Raw genomic sequence first — 18,064 nt, 5'->3', positions numbered from 1 at the left:
GATGGTATCCGTATCAATAAAGTGATCATAGTTTATAAATAGCACACATAGCACTTTGCAAAGTAGATAATGAAAAAATAAACCGTTAAGCAGTCCCTGGTATTGCTTACCTTTTTAGTTAATTTTAGGAACGTAAAATGTATAAGTCGTTAATTCCTCAACAAGTATCACAAGCATTACTTGAGGACTTAAATAACCAAGATGCCTCTGCTGATATTACCGCGCAACTTATTCCAGCCGATGCCAAGGCATCAGGTAAAGTGATTACTCGCCAAGATGCGGTTATATGTGGTGTTGAATGGGTTAACGAAACCTGCCAACAGGTAGATAAAAACATTTTAATAACTTGGTTAGTGCAAGATGGTGACAAGGTAAAGGCGAATCAAACCTTATTTACATTTGAAGGACCAGCTCGCACAATTTTAACGGCAGAACGCACAGCATTAAATTTTTTGCAAACCTTATCGGCAACGGCAACATCAACAGCTAGCTACGTAAATTTTGTAAAAGAACTTGGTAGTAAAACTGAAATTTTAGACACTAGGAAAACAATTCCGGGACTTAGGCTCGCACAAAAATATGCAGTTACTTGCGGTGGCGGAAAAAACCATCGCATTGGCTTGTTTGATGCTTATTTGATTAAAGAGAATCATTTGCAAGCCGCTGGGGGCATTCATGCGGCGGTTGGTCAAGCTAAGCAATTGAATCCAGGCAAGCCAATTGAAGTTGAAGTGGAGTCGTTAGATGAGTTGCAGGAAGCTATTGAAGCTGGGGCTGATATTGTGATGTTAGATAACTTTAGTGTTGAAGAGACGGAACAAGCCGTATCACTGGCTAAAGGCCAAGTGAAATTGGAAGCCTCTGGCAATATGGATGGTGAAAAATTTAAGTCGTATGCCAGCCTAAATGTAGATTATATTTCTATTGGTGGTTTAACAAAACATATCGATGCAATTGATCTTTCTATGCGATTTAATAACTGATCAGCACTTTTGTACCAATTTTGCCTTGCAATTGGGTAGCGAACTAGTGTAAAAATTGCCATGACTGGTTTTCGTGTTCGCAATTGATGTAAGTTGGATGCAAATTTAGTAAAACTGTCGATAAATTATTAGTGACGAATAAAAGTGTCCTTGGATACAAGGTTTAACACGTTGAATTGAAATTCATTCTTGTAATTTCATTTAACTTAGTCACAATGGAAACAATTTTAAACAATAATAATTTCATGAAAATACATATCAGGAGTATGAATATGAAAAACCGTCAACAAAAAGGTTTTACCCTAATTGAATTAATGATCGTAATCGCGATCATCGGTATCTTGGCATCGGTAGCGGTTCCTCAGTACCAAACTTATACGCTTCGTACAGAGTCGACAACAACTGTATCTGCGCAAATTCGTCCACTTCAGAACGCGATTTCTGAGTATGCAGCGTTAAATAACGCGCTTCCTACAACTGCTGCACACTTTGCAAACGTAGGTTATTATGACCCAGCAACAAATGCAGCTTGGGCAGACATCACAGCAATGGCCGCTGGCGGTGACGTTAATACTATTGGTTGGAATGGTGCTACTGGCGTAATGACAGTGACTTTTGATACTGTTGCGCAAAATGCTGATGTACCAACTGAATTAGCAGGCAAAACAGTGCTAATTACTGCTACACTTGCAAATGGTGTAGTTACGTATGCAGTAACAGGTGGAACTTTAAGTGCTCAATACCTACCTCGTATCGGTTAAATTGAGATAGAAGCTCCAAAAGGTCACTTCGGTGGCCTTTTTTGATCCAACTGGTTACCAGCGCGGAACATTGAAGCCAAAGCAGTCTCAAGCCCAAGATTTCGAATTTCAAAGCGCTTAAATTCCCTTTAAAGTGTCCCACAGTTTGTACCTAAAACTATTACGCTACGATTCGAAGAAAATCTAGACCTATAATTTGCACAAAATTCCAGTAAATCCCTAATTCCTTTTAAGAAACGGTTGCTACCGAGCGCCAAGCACTCCATAATCTTATTTAATAATAATCAGGATTAGTTTATTTAAGATATGCCAAATACGTACAAAGGTGCACTGCTTAGGCAGCTACTAAGCCATCAACTGATTTCGGATGAAGACGTTGAAAAAGCCAAAGCAAATCGTAGCCAATACCATTCAATGCCAGAAACCTTGGTTGCTGAGAATATCGTCTCGGCGGAAAACCTTGTTTTGTTTGTTAGTCAACGTTTTGGCGTGCCGCGTTTTGATATTAGCCAGTTTGATATCGCCACTATTCCTGAAGAGGTAAAAAATGAAAAACTGGCGTTAAAACATCAAGTTTTACCTGTTGCTAAAAAAGGTCGAACTTTATTCTTAGCAACAAGCGATCCTACCGACGTATCGGCACAAGAAGATTTTGAATTTAATACCGGCATGCAAACGGAGTTTGTAGTGTGTGAGCCGGGTCCGCTTGCCGCTATGATCCATCATGCCTTTTCTTCACTCGAAGATGGTTTAGGCGTAGATGAAAGCGACATGTTTGAGTTGGCCGACTTAGAAACTGAGTCAATAGATACCAACGAAAATGTCAATGATGAAAGTGGCTCAGACGATGCTCCAATCGTTGTTTACATTAACAAAATATTAATGGACGCCATTCGAAAAGGCGCGTCGGATTTGCATTTTGAACCATATGAAAAAGAATACCGAATTCGCTTTCGTGTTGATGGCATATTAACAGAAGTAGCAAAACCACCAACGGCATTAGCAGGGCGACTGTCAGCGCGTATAAAAGTTATCTCAAATCTTGATATTGCCGAAAAGCGTAAGCCACAAGATGGGCGGATTAAGTTAAAAATTTCCGCTAAAAAATCCATCGATTTTCGTGTCAGTACGTTACCAACCATTTGGGGCGAAAAAGTGGTAATGCGTATCCTTGACTCATCAAGCGCCATGTTAGGCATTGATGTACTCGGCTACGAAGAAGAGCAGAAGCGTTTGTACATGGAAGCACTTGAGCAACCACAAGGCATGATTTTGGTTACTGGGCCAACGGGTTCAGGTAAAACAGTATCACTTTATACCGGTTTAAATATTCTTAATACGCCAGAGCGAAACATCTCAACGGCGGAAGATCCGGTAGAAATTAACTTATCAGGCATAAACCAAGTTCAAATGAATGTGAAGGCCGGTTTAGACTTTGCTTCTGCGCTAAAAGCCTTTTTACGACAAGATCCAGACATCATCATGGTTGGTGAGATCCGAGACTTGGAAACAGCCGAAATATCTATTAAAGCCGCGCAAACTGGTCACTTAGTTTTATCAACACTTCACACAAACTCAGCACCAGAAACACTAACGCGTTTAGCTAACATGGGTGTGCCAGCATATAACATCGCTAGTTCCGTATCACTGATTATTGCGCAGCGACTCGCGCGTCGTTTATGCTCAAAATGTAAAGAGCCAGAAACGGACTTACCAGAGCAAGAACTTATTCGCGAAGGCTTTAGCCAAGAACAAATTAATACCATGACGTTATTTAAGCCGGTTGGTTGTAATGATTGCACTAATGGCTACAAAGGCCGAGTTGGTATTTATGAAGTTTTAAAACTAAGCGAACGCATGCGTACTATTATCATGGAAGGCGGTAACTCATTAGATATTGCCAAACAAGCGGACGCAGAAGGTGTTAATAATCTTCGTAAGTCAGGTTTGATTAAGGCCGCCTCCGGGATGACAAGCCTTACTGAAGTTAACCGCGTAACAAACTCTTAACCAAGGAAAATAAGCGAAAATTATGGCAGATAACAACAAGAAAAAAGCCGTTAAAAAGCAGATTGCCTACGTTTATGAAGGATTAAATCGCCGTGGTGGTAAAATTAAAGGCGAAATCTTCGCTATGTCGCCAACCGAAGCGAAAGGACTATTAAAAAAGCAAGGCATAACGCCCACTAAGGTTCGTAAAAAACCAACACCTTTATTTGGTGCTGGCAATAAACCAGTCGATAGCAAAGACATCGCGGTATTAACTCGACAAATAGCAACTATGCTAACCGCCGGCGTGCCACTAGTGCAATCACTTGAAATGATCGCCAAAGGAGCCGAAAAACCTAACCTTCAAAAACTCGTTACCGATGTTTTAATGCACGTTCAGTCAGGCTCGCCAGTAGCAGATGCTTTAAGAACACAGCCTAAATACTTTGATGATCTGTATTGCGACCTTGTTGAGTCTGGAGAAAAGTCAGGCGCGCTAGACAGCATTTTCGATCGAATCGCCATTTATAAAGAAAAGTCTGAAGCCCTTAAGTCTAAAATCAAAAAAGCCATGACATACCCAATCGCGATATTAGCGATTTCATTTATCGTTGTGGGTATTTTATTGGTCTATGTAATCCCTAGCTTTGAAGACATATTCGCAAGTTTTGGAGCTGAATTACCGGCGCCGACTCAAATGGCGATTGCGGCCTCTAAAGTGGCGCAAGATTATTGGATTTATGTTGTTGCCGGTATAGCGGTTGGGATTTATTTGTTTAAGCGAGCGTTAAGAACCAACAAACGCTTTGCCGATTCCATGGACGCCTTGTTATTAAAAGCGCCCATTGTCGGTAATATTGTTAACAAAGGTGCAATTGCTCGATATGCACGAACGCTTTCCACTACTTTTGCCGCGGGTGTACCATTGCACGAAGCGCTAAGCTCTGCAGCTGGAGCTTCAGGTAATGCGGTATACAAGCGTGCAATTCAAGAAATTAAAGCGGATGTGTCGGCAGGTAACATGATGCATGTGGCGATGCGAGCAACGAACCTGTTCCCTGATATGGTGACTCAAATGGTATCTATTGGTGAAGAATCTGGTGCGTTAGATACAATGCTTGAGCGAGTTGCAAACGTATACGAGCAAGAAGTAGACGACGCTGTAGATGGTATAACAGCACTAATCGAGCCGTTTATTATGGTATTTTTAGGCACCATTATCGGTGGTCTTATTGTTGTTATGTACCTACCTATTTTCCAAATGGGTAACGCCGTATAAAGATTAATAGCCGGCTTTATGTTTTATCGATAAGTCGGCGCCTTTCTATAAATTAGTGAGCAGAAGAACCTTCCATGTTTGATCAGTTTTTTTATTTATTGGAACACTCCAGTGTTTTTTTTATCTCGTTTGTTACGATTTTATCGTTATTAGTTGGTAGCTTTTTAAACGTTGTAATTTATCGATTGCCGGTAATGATGGAAAAGCAGTGGGCTTGTGAATGCCGAGAACTGCTGGAAGACGAGCTGAAAAACCCAAAAAAATCTCAAAAGCAATCTGAGCAAGACTTACAATTCAACTTAGTTAAACCCGACTCACATTGTCCATCATGCAACGCACCGGTAAAAGCTTGGCAAAATATTCCAGTACTGAGTTATTTATTATTAAAAGGTAAATGTGGCTCATGTGCCAACCCTATTTCAATGCGTTATCCAGCGATTGAGTTACTGACCGCCGTCGCTTCTGCGATTGTCGCAGTCAAGTTTGGTTATTCGTTAGAGACTGTCTTTTTAGTGTTATTAACTTGGGTATTTGTTTGCTTGATATTTATCGATATCGACAAAATGTTATTGCCAGATCAGCTTACGTTACCCTTGCTATGGCTAATGTTAATGGCTTCGGTTTGGAACGTATTTTTAGAGCCTAAGTGGGCTATCATTGGGGCCGCAGCTGGTTATTTAAGTTTATGGTTTGTTTATTGGGGTTTTAAGCTCCTAACCGGTAAAGAAGGCATGGGTTTTGGCGACTTTAAATTGCTTGCGGTCATAGGTGCTACCGTTGGTATCGTAAAGTTACCTATGGTGATTCTACTATCTTCAGCTGTAGGTGCGGTTATTGGTCTAAGTATGATGGCCTTTGGAGATAAAACCAAAAACTCACAAATTCCATTTGGCCCTTATTTAGCCATTGCAGGTTGGTTAACTATGCTTTGGGGCGATGAGATGCTTAACGGTTATCTTTCTTTGTTATAGCCTGTGGGGTTGTTACATGAGTTTAAAGGCGAATCCTAATATCAAGTCCAATAGTAACCTTAAGGGAACCAAAGCGCCTATTGTTATAGGATTAACTGGTGGCATTGGCTCGGGGAAAACGGCTGCAAGTGATATGTTCGCCGAATTTGGCATCACGGTGGTTGATGCTGATGTGGTGGCCCGAGAAGTTGTTGAGCCAGGCTCGCCAGTTTTGGCACAAATCGAAAAAACGTTTGGTAAAGAAGTTTTGTTGGAAGATGGCCGTCTTAATCGAGCTAAATTACGTGATCGTATTTTTACCAATGAAAAAGACAAAGTAGCGTTAAACAATATAATGCAACCGGCAATTAGGCACGCCTTATTAAAACAACTTAGCGAGGCGACTTCTGCGTATGTTATTTTGTCGGCACCGTTATTACTTGAAAATGGTTTAGAGCAAGTTTGTCATCGCGTGTTAGTTGTCGACGTTTCCCATAAAACTCAGGTAACCCGCGCATCGTCTAGGGATCGAGTCTCTGCCGAACAAATAACCGCTATTATTGCCAGCCAAATTGATCGAGATAGCAGATTGGCGAAGGCGGATGATGTGATTGATAATAATCAAGATTTGGTGTTTCTTAAAGAGCAAGTGGTTAAATTACATAATAAATATTTGACACTTGGAGTTGGTTAACTCATATTGGAATAACTTGTTGCCAGTTGGACTAATAACAATAAAAAAGTACGGTTAACCATGAATTCTGTTGTTTACGAACACCCACTTAACGAAAAAGTAAGACTACTAATGCGATTGGAATTGCTTTTCACGCAATTGTCAGCCCATCAAGATGTTAGTGAACAAATTCATATCCAGCCTTTTTTTAGTGCATTATTTAGTACGATAGAAGTATTAGAGCGTAATGATATTCGTGGCACATTAACGTATTACCTCGATTTGCTTGAAAAAAGCATGTTACGTTGGTCTGCTCATCCTGAAATTCATAATGAATCTCTCCAAAAAAACCTCAAAGAAACGATCAACCTTCAATCTCAAATATCCAAAATGAGTAAAGCGTGTCAGGTTTTAAAAGAAGATAAATTTTTAGCGAGCCTGCGTCAGCGATTTGGTATTGCAGGCGGCACCTGTGACTTTGATTTACCTCAGTTTCATTACTGGCGACTTATGCCTGTAGAACAGCGTCAAGAAAATATAAAGACGTGGTTAAATGTATTAGCACCGTTAGAACAAGCCTTAAACTTCTCTCTCTTATTTATTCGAGAGTCTGCAGAGTTTTCGACGCAACATGCCAATAAAGGCTTTTATCAAGACAGCTGTGCCGATAGTGTATCTTTACTTCGTGTTAAGTACGATCCTGAGCTTGGATATTTCCCTACGGTAAGTGGTAGCAATCGACGTTTTGCAATTAGCTTTATGAAGCCAGATAAAAGCTCTGTAAAAACTTCTGTCAGTGATACAATCGAGTTTGAATTAGCAAACTGTTGATTGGGTAAAACATGACAACAAAAGTGAACTGTCCTACTTGTGATGCAAAAGTAACGTGGGAACCAGCCTCAGAATTTAGACCATTTTGTAGCAAGCGCTGCCAGCTTATTGACTTAGGCGAATGGGCCAGTGAGTCTAATCGTATTGCAGAATCGCCGTTAGTCTCGTCGATGTCAGAATCTGAATTAGATCAAATTGAGCGACTGTTAGAAGAGCGCGCTTCAGGCTATTTGAATAGTTAATATGATTGTAATCAACGACAATGTTAGCTTGGCCGATAATGAAATCGAAATTCATGCTATCCGTGCGCAGGGCGCGGGTGGACAAAACGTAAATAAAGTCTCCTCGGCTATCCATCTAAGATTTGATATAAAAGCCTCGAGTCTACCTTTGTTTTACAAAGAGCGACTTTTGGCAATGAAAGATTCGAGAGTGACAAAAGATGGTGAGCTGATCATTAAGTCTCAACAAAGCCGAACACAACAACAAAACCGAGATACGGCAATTGAACGTCTGGTTGAAATTATCCGCTCGGCGATAAAGACGCTACCACCTAGAAAAGCAACAAAGCCGACGCGTTCATCGCAGAGAAAAAGGCTTGATAGCAAAACAAAACACGCACAAATAAAAAAAGCACGTGGCAAAGTAGATTTCTAAGGCGGTCACTTATGGCTCAAGCACTTGGGTTCGGGTATTTGATCGACTAATTGGTTTTAAGTGTGTTATCACGTCGCCAGAATGTGTCTTGATTGATTTCAATTTCCCAAAATTCTGCCGGGTTCCATGTGAATCCCCTCGGAAATTGTTTTTCATAATAAGCGCTACCAAAATCCGAGTTTTTTCGGGCTTGCTCGTTCAATAGATTGGACTCATAACTTACTAAGGTTTGCGAAAAGTCATCGTACTTTATTTGTCTACGAGTCATCTGCTTTACTATGGCACTGTTATATTCTGGGGGATTCATGCCAATAACAATCGCTCTTTCTGGTTGCCCAGATTCTGTAGAAATAAAATAAATTCCAGAGCCTAGTGGAAACTGTCCGACCATTTTTAAAAACTGCGTCCCAAACCCCGCATGAATTAGCTCTTTGTCTATTCCGCTTTTAATAATATCGTAGGCTTTGTAAATAATAGAATAGTCGTGCTTAGGCTTGGTAGACATCAGAAAAGACGAATAAATCATAGGGATACGAAGTAGGTTTCCCATCGCATTATTGGGTTTCACGTAACCTTTTAAAATGGAGTCTGTCAAATCGTAACGATTAACGGCTTTTTTATAGTCTTCCGCTTCTTGAAAACTAAAGGCTTCTTGATCTGGCTTGCCTAAACCATATTCTAAATATCGATTTGTATTTTCAAAAATGGCTTTAATCAAGCCTTCTCGCTCTTTGTCATTTAGTAGTCGGTAACGATTGCCTTTATAAAACTGGCTGGCATCAACACTGTAACTACCAATTTGATGAATCAATGATGCTATTACAATTGGCCTAAGTACTTCGCATATATAATGATTTAACATGTCTGGATTTGGCTCTAGAACATCTTCATTATCTGCACTTGGAACCATAGTAGGTACTTTTTCTAAAATGCTTTTATCGTCGATTAAGCTTTGTTCGACTAGCCTGTGAAAAAGGCACGCTGTCCAAGCCGCAATGTAAATTGGCTTGTTTTTTTCATTGCTAGGGCAACGCGAATGCGCAGAGGGTAAAGGTGAACGTAGCACCAGAGTAGTTATAAACTTATTCGCGTCTTTTTCATTAAGGGTATTTCCTATAATAATATCAGCAAGCTCATTAACCATTGCAGTGCGACGGCGATATCCACCTAAGATACGAGGCTCTAGCGTTTTTATTGCAGCACGACTTTTATCTATAATTTGTTGTAATTCGTTAAGATAGGCTTCGGTATCAGATTGATCTTTAATTGCCGGGTAATAACCATTACTTTTTTCAAAAGCAATAATAGTTTCGAGTTGATGTTTAGCTTCATTTAAACGATTTTGTTCTTTTTGGTATCGGCCAATAGTGTCATCAAACTCGAGATAAAATTGTTCAGCGTCACCGATCAGAGCCAGGTACTTATTTTTGACCTGCTTTAACACGTCGGTGATGAACAAAGATGATGCCATTAAAAATCCTTAAAAAAGCTATATTATTTATATAGTTGTAATGCATAAGTTAGCACGGTGCTAAATCTAAAGCATAGAGTTTGATTACTACATTATGTTATTGAATGATAAATATAAGCAAACATATTTTTTTTACAAAACTTCGCGTATAATTCGCGCCCAGAATTTAGAATCTTTAATTTTAATTTATATATGGAGTTTAACCATGGCGTTAGAACGTACTTTTTCAATTATCAAACCAGACGCAGTAGCTAAAAACGTAATCGGTGCTATCTACAACCGTTTCGAATCTGCTGGTCTACGTATCGTAGCATCAAAAATGGTACACCTTTCACAAGAGCAAGCTGAAGGTTTCTATGCTGAGCACAGCGAACGTCCTTTCTTTGGCGCTCTAGTATCTTTCATGACTTCTGGTCCTGTTATGGTTCAAGTTTTAGAAGGCGAAAACGCTGTTCTTAAAAACCGTGAAATCATGGGTGCGACTAACCCTGCTGAAGCACTTGCTGGTACTTTACGTGCTGACTATGCTGCATCTATCGACGAAAATGCGGTACACGGTTCTGACGCTCCTGAGTCAGCTGCACGTGAAATCGCATACTTCTTCTCTGCTGACGAACTTTGCAACCGCACTCGTTAATTTTTGCAGATAAGAATTAAATAAAAAGGACTTTAGCTTGCTAAGGTCCTTTTTGTATTTTTTGCTATAACTCTTTTAATTTTTTTATGCTACGTGAACCGCGACTCACATAAGTAGTAATAAAAGTAATTTAGGCAGGGGTTATAGCAAAAACTATGTACGCGTGTAACAACGCATCTTAATAACGATACAAGCTACATCGAGGTCAATATGTCTGTAGAAACTGTTAATCCAACTGCTGTTGAAGCAAAAGCTAAGAAAAAATTTAATTTATTAGATTACGATCGCATGGCACTTCGTCAATTTTTCAAAGATGAGCTAAATGAGAAACCGTTCAGAGCTGACCAAGCAATAAAGTGGATTTATCAGATGGGGCAAACAGACTTTTCAGAAATGACCAATTTCTCTAAAGTATTGCGCGCCAAACTCGCGGAAAAATGTGAAGTACGAGCGCCGGAAATTTCAGTTCGCCAAGAATCTTCAGATGGCACTATTAAATACGCCATGTTGCTTGAGGGCGGTCAAGAAGTAGAAGCGGTTTGGATTCCAGATGGTGATCGCAAAACCTTATGTGTTTCATCACAAGTCGGCTGTGCATTAGAGTGTACTTTCTGCTCAACAGCGCAACAAGGCTTTAACCGTAACCTAACGGTAGGCGAGATTATTGGTCAAGTTTGGCGAGTTGCGCAAGATATCGGTTGGGATGGAATGTCTACTAATCGCGCGGTGACAAACGTAGTAATGATGGGCATGGGTGAACCGCTATTAAACGTTAAAAATGTCGTTCCAGCCATGGAACTTATGATGGATGATTTTGCATTTGGTTTGTCTAAACGCCGTGTGACTATAAGTACCTCAGGTGTTGTTCCTGCGCTAGACTTGTTAAAAACGAAAATTGATGTGGCACTTGCTATTTCATTGCATGCGCCAAACGACGAACTTAGAGACATACTTGTGCCTATTAATAAGAAGTACAATATTCAAGAATTTTTAGCAGCTTGTCGTCGTTATATAGATGGCTCTACAGCTAACAAAGAAATTACCATTGAATATGTCATGTTAAACGGTATTAATGACTCTATGGAACAGGCTCGTGAATTAGCACAAACCCTACGCGGTACGCCTTCTAAAATTAATTTAATTCCATGGAACCCGTTCCCTGGTGCGCCTTATGAGAAATCATCAAACAGTCGAGTGGATCGATTTGCAAAAGTAATGCAAGAAGAAGGTTATACCTGTATTGTAAGACGTACTCGTGGTGACGATATTGATGCTGCGTGTGGCCAACTAGTTGGTGATGTTGTGGATAGAACCAAACGTTTATTAAAAAAACAGATGAAAGGTGATTCAATATCAGTCAAACTGGTTTAGTTAATAATAAAAATAACTAACAAAAGAAGTGGGTTATGGGACGAATTCTATATTTGCTTTGCTGCGTAACTTTGTTATCAGCGTGTGTTACGGAAAAGACATTCATCGATTCAAAAAAACAGGTACGTAGTTTTGAATTTGATCGCGACGAGGCGGCTCGAACTCGCTTGATTTTAGCGTTGAGTTATTTGGAAACAAATCGATTTGAGCAGGCTAAGTTTAATTTAGAAAAAGCATTAGAGTTCAACCCGAAACGTGCTGATGTTAATTATAGCCTTGGCTATTATTATCAAATGGTTGGCGAGATGGAGATAGCTGAAAAGTATTATCTTGAAGCTATCGATCTTGAGCCAGAAAATCCAGACACGTTAAATAACTACGGTACCTTTTTATGTAACGTAGGGCAGTTAGATAAAGCGGCTGTTTATTTCAAAAAAGCCATCAATATATCTAAATATACTCGAGCTGCAGACAGTTATGAGAACTTAGCGATTTGTGCGTTAACTAACGATCAAATTTTACAAGCTCAAGAGTATTTTGAGATGTCTTATAAGCACAACCCTGGTCGAGCTTATAACTTATTATCTCTTGCCGGAATTAAATACGCCACTGGTGATTTAGTTGCTGCTCTTGAGTTTTACGCGCGTTTTAATCGAATTGGTCAGCCCACGCCTCGTAGCCTTTTATTAGGCCATGTTTTAGAAAGTAAACGAGGTCGTTTAAATCAAGCTAACCAGTATGCCGACCAAATTGTCGCAGAATTTCCCGATAGTACAGAAGCACTTTATGTCACTACAAACTCAATAATAAATAGTGAGTTTGAGCAATTAAGACTTAAATATCAGGCTAAACACAATGCGAGTCCTAAAATTAAGATTATTCGCAAATCCCCTAGTAATTCAACAATAAACAATTCAAGCAGAACTACAGCGCAGCCTAACTCATCAACAACAAATTCTAGGGTGACGACAAACAGAGCACCACTAGCGTTACCAACAGTAATCGCTTCCGCAGTTCAGCAAGTTTCGTCTAAGTCCGAGTTTGCCGAGGAATTACAAAAAAAAGTAGAAATGTTTTCTAAGCCCTTAACAGATACTGAATCGGTGAAATTACCTGAAGAAGTTCAGTCATCGGTCATTTTGAAAAAAGAAGCGCCTTTACCACAAGAGCAGGTATTGGTAACAAAAGTCGCAGCATCAAAAGTGGTTAATGACCGTGCAAGTACGGTAAATACTCGCGTTTACGTAACACCTGAACCGGTTAATTTGATTGTACCAACCTATCAAGTTCAAGCCGGCGATAACTTGTATCGAATTTCCGTAAATTTTAACGTAAAAGTTGCAAAATTGATGGAATGGAATGCGTTAAGTAACCAAGAGGTAAGTCTTGGTCAAACTCTTTTTGTGGCGGAACCAGAGCCGTTTGTTACATTAGAAAAAGAATTACAGGTGTCTGATGTTGCCAAGCGGGAAGGCGTAGAGTTAGAAGCGTTATTACGTTGGAATCAACTAAATGAAGACGCCTGGCTCAAAGAAGGACAAAAGTTACTGGTTGCTGATCCTTCTTACTACACATCATTACAAGAGCAAGCTAATCGCCAAAAGGCCAGTGACTTATTAAAAGTATCAGTGCCGAACATAAATATCCCCACTCATCAGGTAAAAGCCGGTGAATTCTTATATAAAATATCGAAGAACTACAATATAAAACTTGATACGCTAATCAAGTGGAACAATTTAACTTCAAAAGCTAAATTAAAAGTCGGACAAAAGCTGTATGTAGCTAACCCAGATGTATATTACCGGGTGCCAAGTAATCAGACTTTAAAGCTAACCGCAGAACGCATGGGGATTAAACTTGCCCAGCTAAAAAAATGGAACAATATTAACCAAGATGGTGTCTTGTCAGCAGGGACCAGGTTATTGAAAGTTAATCCGGAGCAGTATCAATAATGAAAGACGAAACTCAAATCGACTCAGTAAACGACACAACTAGTTCAAAGTCTGAATCAGTAAAACTATCGGCTGGAGAAATATTAGCAAATGCACGAAACGCGCAAGGTTTAAGTTTAGAAGAGTTGGCCGAACAAATTAGAGTACCCGTTAAAGTTTTAGTGGCGATTGAAGCGGACGATATACCAGATAATTTACCGGAAACCTTTATACGTGGTTATATTCGAAGCTATGCAAAAAAAGTAGATATTGATGAAGGCTCGGTACTTCCTCAGGTAGAAACTACCGCGCCAAGTTCTCCAAATGCGATGAAAATGCAGTCATTTTCAAAAAGAAGCAAACGCAAAAAAATAGAACGTCGTTTGACTATTATAACTTGGTTAATAGTCATTATTTTAGCGGTCGCGTTAGTATTCTGGTGGTATCAAACTAAGGGTATTGAGATGTTAGCCCCTGCGAACACGGTGGACGAAGTAAGCGCAAATGAGAATGTCCCAAAAGCGGCCATTCAAAGCAATGACGTGAACGCCGATATTGACTTGCCTGCTAATGATGTTGAAGAGACTGAAACGGGTGAAGCTATACAACCAGCAGTTAATAATACAGCTGCTGATACGGCTGATAGTTTTCCAGCTAGTGCATTAAGAGTGCAGCAGCCGAAAGAAGAGCCAGCTGAGCAGTTACAAAATAATGCCACTCAAGGTGTACAAGCGACAGCTGAAAGTGTTGCCAAAGTTGAGCAGGTTGAAGGTAACCAATCAGTAACCGAAACTCAGCAAAACCAATCTTCACAACCAGCACAGTTACCGGTTGTTTTAAGTGATGAAGAAAAGCGTTTATTGGCTGAGAATGGTGAGTCCGACGAAGATGACTATATTAAAGTTCAGTTTAAATTTGAACAAGAAGTATGGGTTGAAGTTTACGATGCATTTGATGAGCGCATTGCGGTAGGCAATAAACCGGCCGGATACCTAATGACATTAAACGCTCAAGGCCCTTTTAGAGTATTATTAGGAAGCACCTATGGCGTTACGATTTGGGTAAATGACAAAGAATACGACATATCAGACAAGCCAACTAATCGTGTCGCCCGATTTGAAATAGAAGCACAACAGTAAAAAGAGAAAGTATAAACATGTTTGGTGAAAACCCGATTAAGAGACGTAAATCCACACAAATTATGGTCGGCAATGTGCCGGTCGGTGGAGATGCGCCCATAGCCGTTCAATCAATGACTAACACCAACACAAATGATGTTGAAGCAACCGTAGCTCAAATTAACCGTATTCAAGCGGCAGGTGCCGACATTGTGCGTGTATCTGTACCAACAATGGAAGCCGCCGAAGCGTTTAAAGAAATTAAACAGCAAGTGACTATTCCTCTTGTTGCTGATATTCATTTTGATTACCGTATAGCGCTAAAAGTTGCAGAGTACGGTGTCGACTGCCTTAGAATTAACCCTGGCAATATTGGCAATGAAGAGCGCATCAAAGCTGTAATAGATGTCGCGAAAGAAAAAAATATTCCTATCAGAATTGGTGTTAATGGCGGTTCGTTAGAAAAAGATATTCAAGAAAAGTATCATGAGCCAACCCCTGAAGCATTAGTAGAATCTGCGATGCGTCATGTTGAAATATTGCAGCGTCATGACTTTCACAACTTTAAAGTCAGTGTAAAAGCGTCAGATGTACATTTAGCTGTGGGTGCTTACCGTTTATTAGCGCAAAAAATAGAACAACCACTGCATTTAGGTATTACTGAAGCGGGCGGTTTTCGTTCTGGAGCGGTGAAGTCAGCTGTTGGTTTAGGCATGTTGTTGGCCGAAGGCATAGGCGATACTATTCGAATTTCTCTTGCTGCTGATCCGGTTGAAGAAATTAAAGTTGGTTTTGATATATTAAAATCATTAGGCATTCGCGCGCGTGGTATTAACTTTATTGCATGTCCAAGCTGTTCACGACAAGAGTTTGATGTTGTAAGCACCATGAATGCATTAGAAGAGCGCCTAGAAGACGTTGTTGAACCTGTTACTGTTTCTGTTATAGGTTGTGTTGTGAATGGTCCAGGTGAAGCCCTAGTATCTGATTTAGGCTTAGCAGGTGCAAATAAGCGAAGCGGTTTTTATATAAATGGCCAACGTCAGAAAAAACGTATCGATAACAATAATATTGTTGAGCAATTAGAATCAGAAATACGAACTTTTATTGCTAATCGTATCCCCGCAGAAAATATAGAATAACTTTTATGAGTTAATGAAATATATTGGCCATAGATTAGGTCTAGTAATGTAACCGAATGCACTTCAATAGAAGTGCATTTTACTTTTAAAAGGGAACATTATGAAAAAGTTAGTTATTAAATCTCTATTATTATTATCCACCTGTTTGTTGTCATTGAATAGTTTTGCTGCGCCGGGCGCAAATGCGGAAGGGATTGCAAACAGTGCATTTGAAGTTAGGCCAATTTTACCAGGTATGCTGGTACCAAATACCTGTGTTGAAGATAGCCAATCAAACTCGGTATGTACGGATGCACTCTTTTCTCAAAAGCCAACTGTGCTGGTGGTATACCGCGGAGGTTGGTGTCCATACTGTAATGCCCAATTAAATCGAATGAAAAAGATTGAATCAGCTCTAGACTTTCTTGGTTTTCAAATTGTTGCTATTTCCCCAGACAGTAATAAAAATATTGCAGAGCAACAAACACGAGAAAGACTGGCATACAATTTATTAGCGGATCCTGAGTTGGCGCTAGCAAAAAATATGGGCTTAGCATTTTTCTTAGATAAGAAAACTGAGGAAAAGTACAGAGATAAACTAGGTGTACCATTTATTGATATAGATGGAGACGCCCGCGTCGCGTTGCCTGTCCCTGCTGTTTATATTATTGATCAACAAGGTATGGTTCACTTTCAATATGTTAACCCAAATATCGATGTCCGATTAAGCGAAGATTTATTATATAAAGCGGCTTCGGAAACGATGAAAGTGATAAATGAAACTAAGCAAAAGACCTTAAATAAAAAGTGATAGTACACATCATTAACTAATCATGCCTTGTTGTGCATAAAAATAAACACAACAAGGTATATTTAGTGGTGTCCTATACTTCTAGCATATCCATAATGCCGCTCGCAGCGTCTCTACCCTCGGCAATCGCCGTTACAACTAGATCTGCGCCGCGAACAATATCGCCCCCCGCAAATATTTTTGGATTTGACGTTTGGTAGGCAAATTGACTATTCGCGCTGGCTTTAATGGTATTCCAGTCGGTTAAATCAACGTTAAACTCAGACAGCCATTCCAAATTTAAAGGCTGGAAACCAAAGGCAATAACAACGGCGTCAGCCTTGAGAGTAAAATTACTGTCATTAATTATTTCCGGCCTTTGTCTGCCATTAGCATCTGGCTTACCAAGCTGAGTTTTGACAAACTCTACGCCACAGGCGCTGCCGGCGTCATCGATCATAATTTCAAGTGGTTGGGAGTTCCAAATAAACTGCACGCCTTCTTCTTTTGCATTTTTTACTTCTCTGCGTGATCCAGGCATGCTTTTCTCATCCCGACGATAAACACATTTTACTGAACTGGCACCTTGACGAATCGCGGTTCTAACACAGTCCATCGCGGTATCGCCACCACCAAGTACAACAACATCTTGACCTTTAAAGTCTATTTCTAGCGGACCTTTACCCATCACATTGCGGGTATTGCTAATAAGGTATGGCAGGGCGTTAAAAACACCGGTTGCGGACTCGTTGGCAAAGCCACCTTGTAAGTTTTTATAGGTACCGACCGCTAAAAAGATAGCATCATACTGTTCAATCAATTCACTCATCTGAATGTTTTTACCGACTTCACTATTAAGAATAAATTCGACGCCCATTTCTTCAAATACGCGACGGCGATTAATCATGACTTCTTTTTCAAGTTTAAACGCGGGTATGCCATAGGTAAGTAGGCCACCGATTTCATCATATTTATCGTATACAGTGGCTGATACTCCATTTCTCACTAGAACATCTGCACAAGCTAAGCCAGCCGGTCCTGCTCCAATCACAGCGACCCGTTTATTGGTTTTAACGACATCAGAAATATCGGGGCGCCAGCCCATTTCAAAGGCTTTGTCAGTGATGTATTTTTCGATACTGCCGATAGTAACGGCACCAAAGTCATCATTAAGAGTACAAGCTCCTTCACAAAGTCTGTCTTGTGGACAAACTCGGCCACAAACTTCAGGTAAACTGTTCGTTTTGTGAGATAACTCAGCCGCTTCAATAATTTTGCCTTGATTAGCTAACTCGAGCCATTGCGGTATGTAATTGTGAACCGGGCATTTCCACTCACAGTATGGATTGCCACAATCTAAGCAACGGTCAGCTTGACCTGCAGCTTGATCAGAATCGAGCGGTTTATATATCTCGATAAAATCAGACTGGCGAATTTTAAGTGGCTGTTTTTTTGGATCAATGCGCTGTACATCGACAAATTGATAAATGTTTTTGCTCATG

At 40.1% G+C, this 18,064-nt stretch carries 17 protein-coding genes; 15 read left to right on the top strand and 2 right to left on the bottom strand.

Annotation, left to right across the window (positions count from 1 at the left end):
• The first annotated feature begins 137 nt into the window (after window positions 1-137).
• The 9 genes from nadC (at window position 138) to arfB (ending at window position 8,123) form a co-directional block, all read left to right on the top strand.
• On the top strand, window positions 138-983 hold the full coding sequence (gene nadC / locus J9318_RS12495) for a carboxylating nicotinate-nucleotide diphosphorylase (protein WP_210560220.1): 846 nt from the start codon (window positions 138-140) through the stop codon (window positions 981-983).
• A 272-nt stretch (window positions 984-1,255) separates the two neighbouring features.
• Window positions 1,256-1,744, top strand: coding sequence for a pilin (locus J9318_RS12490; protein ID WP_210560219.1), 489 nt, complete (start codon window positions 1,256-1,258; stop codon window positions 1,742-1,744).
• A 306-nt stretch (window positions 1,745-2,050) separates the two neighbouring features.
• Window positions 2,051-3,754: a type IV-A pilus assembly ATPase PilB gene (gene pilB, locus J9318_RS12485; protein WP_210560218.1), complete on the top strand. Its 1,704-nt coding sequence runs from the start codon at window positions 2,051-2,053 to the stop codon at window positions 3,752-3,754.
• A gap of 22 nt (window positions 3,755-3,776) precedes the next feature.
• Window positions 3,777-5,012, top strand: coding sequence for a type II secretion system F family protein (locus J9318_RS12480; protein WP_210560217.1), 1,236 nt, complete (start codon window positions 3,777-3,779; stop codon window positions 5,010-5,012).
• Window positions 5,013-5,086: 74 nt separating this feature from the next.
• Window positions 5,087-5,983 carry a prepilin peptidase gene (locus tag J9318_RS12475; RefSeq protein ID WP_210560216.1) on the top strand — a complete coding sequence of 299 codons (897 nt, stop codon included), beginning with the start codon at window positions 5,087-5,089 and terminating at the stop codon, window positions 5,981-5,983.
• Window positions 5,984-5,999: 16 nt separating this feature from the next.
• A complete protein-coding gene (gene coaE / locus J9318_RS12470; RefSeq protein WP_210560215.1) occupies window positions 6,000-6,656 on the top strand; it encodes a dephospho-CoA kinase in 657 nt (218 codons plus the stop codon).
• 60 nt (window positions 6,657-6,716) lie between these two features.
• A complete protein-coding gene (locus J9318_RS12465; RefSeq protein WP_210560214.1) occupies window positions 6,717-7,466 on the top strand; it encodes a cell division protein ZapD in 750 nt (249 codons plus the stop codon).
• An 11-nt stretch (window positions 7,467-7,477) separates the two neighbouring features.
• Window positions 7,478-7,708, top strand: coding sequence for a DNA gyrase inhibitor YacG (yacG, locus tag J9318_RS12460; protein ID WP_210560213.1), 231 nt, complete (start codon window positions 7,478-7,480; stop codon window positions 7,706-7,708).
• A 1-nt stretch (window position 7,709) separates the two neighbouring features.
• A complete protein-coding gene (arfB, locus tag J9318_RS12455; RefSeq protein WP_210560212.1) occupies window positions 7,710-8,123 on the top strand; it encodes an alternative ribosome rescue aminoacyl-tRNA hydrolase ArfB in 414 nt (137 codons plus the stop codon).
• Between the two features lie 46 nt (window positions 8,124-8,169).
• On the opposite strand, the gene J9318_RS12450 is transcribed toward arfB, so the two are convergent.
• The gene (locus J9318_RS12450; protein ID WP_210560211.1) at window positions 8,170-9,594 is read right to left on the bottom strand and encodes a hypothetical protein; all 1,425 of its coding nucleotides are present in this window, start codon (window positions 9,592-9,594) and stop codon (window positions 8,170-8,172) included.
• A gap of 205 nt (window positions 9,595-9,799) precedes the next feature.
• Here J9318_RS12450 and ndk point away from each other — a divergent pair, with 205 nt between their 5' ends.
• The 6 genes from ndk to J9318_RS12420 all read left to right on the top strand — a co-directional run bounded on the left by ndk (window position 9,800) and on the right by J9318_RS12420 (window position 16,583).
• Window positions 9,800-10,231: a nucleoside-diphosphate kinase gene (gene ndk / locus J9318_RS12445; RefSeq protein ID WP_155696217.1), complete on the top strand. Its 432-nt coding sequence runs from the start codon at window positions 9,800-9,802 to the stop codon at window positions 10,229-10,231.
• Window positions 10,232-10,441: 210 nt separating this feature from the next.
• Window positions 10,442-11,602, top strand: coding sequence for a dual-specificity RNA methyltransferase RlmN (rlmN, locus tag J9318_RS12440; protein ID WP_210560210.1), 1,161 nt, complete (start codon window positions 10,442-10,444; stop codon window positions 11,600-11,602).
• Between the two features lie 35 nt (window positions 11,603-11,637).
• On the top strand, window positions 11,638-13,554 hold the full coding sequence (gene pilW / locus J9318_RS12435; RefSeq protein ID WP_210560209.1) for a type IV pilus biogenesis/stability protein PilW: 1,917 nt from the start codon (window positions 11,638-11,640) through the stop codon (window positions 13,552-13,554).
• Window positions 13,554-14,672: a RodZ domain-containing protein gene (locus J9318_RS12430; RefSeq protein ID WP_210560208.1), complete on the top strand. Its 1,119-nt coding sequence runs from the start codon at window positions 13,554-13,556 to the stop codon at window positions 14,670-14,672. The genes pilW and J9318_RS12430 overlap by 1 nt, the downstream gene beginning before the upstream one ends.
• A 17-nt stretch (window positions 14,673-14,689) precedes the next feature.
• Window positions 14,690-15,793, top strand: coding sequence for a flavodoxin-dependent (E)-4-hydroxy-3-methylbut-2-enyl-diphosphate synthase (gene ispG / locus J9318_RS12425; protein WP_210560207.1), 1,104 nt, complete (start codon window positions 14,690-14,692; stop codon window positions 15,791-15,793).
• A 100-nt stretch (window positions 15,794-15,893) separates the two neighbouring features.
• On the top strand, window positions 15,894-16,583 hold the full coding sequence (locus J9318_RS12420; RefSeq protein ID WP_210560206.1) for a peroxiredoxin-like family protein: 690 nt from the start codon (window positions 15,894-15,896) through the stop codon (window positions 16,581-16,583).
• Between the two features lie 73 nt (window positions 16,584-16,656).
• Here the strand turns inward: J9318_RS12420 and J9318_RS12415 are convergent, their stop codons facing one another.
• Window positions 16,657-18,063 carry an FAD-dependent oxidoreductase gene (locus tag J9318_RS12415; RefSeq protein ID WP_210560205.1) on the bottom strand — a complete coding sequence of 469 codons (1,407 nt, stop codon included), beginning with the start codon at window positions 18,061-18,063 and terminating at the stop codon, window positions 16,657-16,659.
• Window position 18,064 lies beyond the last annotated feature (1 nt).

Origin of the sequence: Psychrosphaera aestuarii, from assembly GCF_017948405.1 — a bacterium.
GTDB lineage: Bacteria > Pseudomonadota > Gammaproteobacteria > Enterobacterales > Alteromonadaceae > Psychrosphaera > Psychrosphaera aestuarii.
The sequence above is the reverse complement of the archived record's forward strand: the minus strand, read 5'-3'. Positions and strand labels throughout refer to the sequence as shown.